Genomic DNA, 3100 nt, shown 5'->3' with positions numbered 1-3100 from the left:
TAGTGGTCGGCGCCGGCCTTCGGGGTGGACATCGCCACGACCTTGAGCTTGACGTTGGAGGAGCCGAGGGCGGCGTAGTCGACGGAGGTGTTGTAGGTGCTCGCGCCGCTCTCGCCGGTGAAGTAGTAGCGCAGGGTCACCGTCGACAGGTCCAGGGGGGCGGTGCCGGTGTTGACGACCTGGAGGCCGGGCTTGATCTGGTTGTCACCCGGGGCGGTGTCGTTGTTCTTGTACTGCACCTTGAACGCCCCGGTGCCCGTGCCGCCGCCCGCCTGGGTCGTGGCGGTGACCGCGGCGGAGGCCGCCGAGACGTTCCCCGCCGCGTCCTTCGCCTTGACCGTGTACGTGTACTTCGTGGACGCCGTGAGCCCGGAGTCGGTGAAGGACGTGGTGGCCGAGCCGCCGGCCAGGGTTCCGTCCCGGAAGACGTCGTAGCCGGCCACGCCCACGTCGTCGGTGGCCGCCGTCCAGGTCAGGGACACGCTCGTGGCCGTGGTCGCCGACACCGCCACGTTCTTCGGGGCGGTCGGCGGGGTGGTGTCGCCGGTGCTCGTGCCGCCGCCGACGATCAGTTCGGCGTAGACGGCGTACGCCATGGCGATGTCGGCCTGGGCCCAGAAGCGGTGGTAGGTGAAGGTGGGCGCGGACCCGCCGTTCAGGTAGGCCTGGACCTTCGGCCAGTCCGGATCGTCCTTGTACCACGAACGGATCGAGAGGAACGTCGACTTGGAGTCGATGGGGTCGCCGTTGGGCATCTTGCCCGACCAGCCGGACGGCACGTACACCGGGTCGCCGAACCGGCTGTAGTCCTTGCGGGTCTCCGGCGTCGAGATGCCCTTGGCGTCGGCGAAGGTCGCCATCACGTCCAGGAGCTTCTTGGCGAGGTCGGCGGAGGCGGTGTCGCCGGACTTGGCCGCGTAGTACGTCAGCGTCTTGACGTACGCGGCGGCCACCCCGACGTCGTTGCTGTAGTCCACCACCGACACGTGCAGGTTGCTGTTGCCGCCCGCCGAGCCGCTCAGCCAGGTGACCGGCTGACCGGTCCAGCTCAGGTTGGAGGGGATCTTGAAGTCGGTGGCGGTGACCGTCGTCTCGGACGCGGCCCACTTCACCCACTTGTCCAGGATGGCCTTGGCGGTGGCGTTCCCGGACACGTAGTAGTACTCGGCGAACCGCTCCATCGACCAGCACTGGAAGCCGAACCAGTTGTTGCTGGGCGGGTCGTGGAAGACCGGCTGCCAGTCGTAGGCCATGCCGTAGAACGTCGTGTCACCGGCCGGCGGAGTGCCGTACTGCCCGTCCCAGCTGTTGGTGGCGCCGCCCGCGATGGCGCCCTCCGCGGACTGGAGCCACTGGAAGAACTCCAGCTGCCGCTGAAGGCTCTTCGACCAGTCGCTCTGCGCGGTCGGCGACTTCGGGGTCAGACTGGGCACGCTGGACAGCGCCCAGGCGGCCAGCGGGTTCTGGTAGCCCTGCTGCGCGGCGCTGTCCCCGATCCGCCAGGCCCAGCCGCCGCCCGGTTCCGCACCGCCCCAGGCGTAGTACCACGACAGCAGGTAGTGCGCGGAGTCCCGTCCGGTGGCGGCCGAGCAGGAGTGCGCGTCGGTGCAGTTGCCGACCTTCTTGAAGTACTTGTCGAACAGCGAGTACCGCAGGAAGTCGCCCATCTTGGCGGCCTTGGCCACCGACGCGGAGACCGCCGACGCGTTGCCCTGGGCCGAGGCCCACCGGTACGCCCAGTACGCCGCCTGCACCGCCCGGGCGTCGGCGTCCGGGGCGTTGGTGTACTTCCACTGCTTGGCGTAGCTGCTGTCCTTGACGAACAGGTCGAGGTAGCCGTTCGTCCCGCCGTACTTGAACAGGTCGGTGGTCGGCTGCGGAACGGTCTCCCACACCGATTCCTGCGCGCCGCGCTGGTAGCTGTTGATGTAGGACGGGCCGGTGGCCGTGGGGCCGTTCTCCCCGCCGGTGCCCGGGGTGTTGCCGTAGCCGTAGACGTTGTCCACGTCCAGCAGCCAGTGCATCCCGTAGATGTCCGGCGTGCCGTAGGCCGAGTTCAGCTCGCTCGCGAGAGGGTCCTGGCCGACCGCCACCGTGCCGTCCAGCGCGGAGGGGTACTTGTCGACCTCGGGCCACTCCGGGGCGTAGGTGGCCGGAGCGCTCGGGTTGTAGGAGCCGTTGCTCGGCTGGTCGTCGTGGGTGGGGATGATGTACTTCTCGGCCGTGGCCCACGCGCTGTTGAACGGCGTCCAGTCGGCGGTCACCCGGCCGTAGGTGGCCTCCAGCCAGAACCAGAAGCTGAACGCCTCCGACGTGGTCTGGTGGCCGTGGTCCGGAGCCTCGACGATCAGTGTCTCCACGCAGTGGAACGGGATGCCCTCGGCGCTGAAGTAGCCGTTCGCCGGGTCCTTGATCTTCTTGTACTGGGTCAGGAAGGCCGTGGTGTACGGGTCGTCGGCGGCGGCCGCCGATGCCTTGGCCGCCGTGGCCGGGGTGGCCGCTCGGGCGAGCGTGGGCGTGACGGCCGCGCCGAGAACGGCGCCGCCGATCGCGGCCGCGAACCGCCTGCGCGACATTGGGGTGGACATGACATCTCCTGGGAGGGAAGGGGGCCTTCGGACGTGCCGCCCGGTGGTGAGGCGAAGGGGTCCGGAGACGGCGCCACCCTGGTGGTGGCGCCGTGCTCCGGGGCCCGGCCGCTGCCCGGAGCGGGGCGAGACGGGAGAGGGGCGGCCGGGCTGCCTGGTGGGATGCCCCGGGTGCGGGCGGCGAGGGTGCCGCTCCGGCACCCGGGGGCCTGTCAGGGTTCGGTGCCGACGGCGAGTGCGCCGTTCACGTACGCGGTCACCTTCGTGCTGTCGGCGTAGGCGGTGTTGGTGCCGCGGCTGTAGTCGTCGCTCTCGTTGAAGTTGGACCAGTCGCTCTTGTTGAAGCGGGCCTGGATGTCGCCGGTGGACTTGCCGGCGGCGAGGGTTCCGGCACCTGTGGTGAAACTGACCTCCAGGTAGTGGTCGGCGCCGGCCTTCGGGGTGGACATCGCCACGACCTTGAGCTTGACGTTGGAGGAGCCGAGGGCGGCGTAGTCGACGGAGGTGTTGTA

Annotated in this window: 2 protein-coding genes; both read right to left on the bottom strand. The window is 69.6% G+C overall.

The window, feature by feature from the left end; translation table 11 throughout:
- Positions 1 to 2588 (bottom strand): glycoside hydrolase family 48 protein (locus tag ABZ484_RS38480; RefSeq protein WP_358870601.1); only part of this gene is annotated, 2588 nt, incomplete at its 3' end.
- Positions 2589 to 2800: 212 nt separating this feature from the next.
- On the bottom strand, positions 2801 to 3100 hold a 300-nt coding region (locus ABZ484_RS38475), incomplete at its 5' end, for a cellulose binding domain-containing protein (RefSeq protein WP_358870600.1).

Origin of the sequence: Streptomyces sp. NPDC006393, assembly GCF_040628575.1 — a bacterium.
GTDB lineage: Bacteria > Actinomycetota > Actinomycetes > Streptomycetales > Streptomycetaceae > Streptomyces.
Note: the sequence above shows the minus strand (reverse complement) of the source record. Positions and strands in the feature narration are given on the sequence as shown.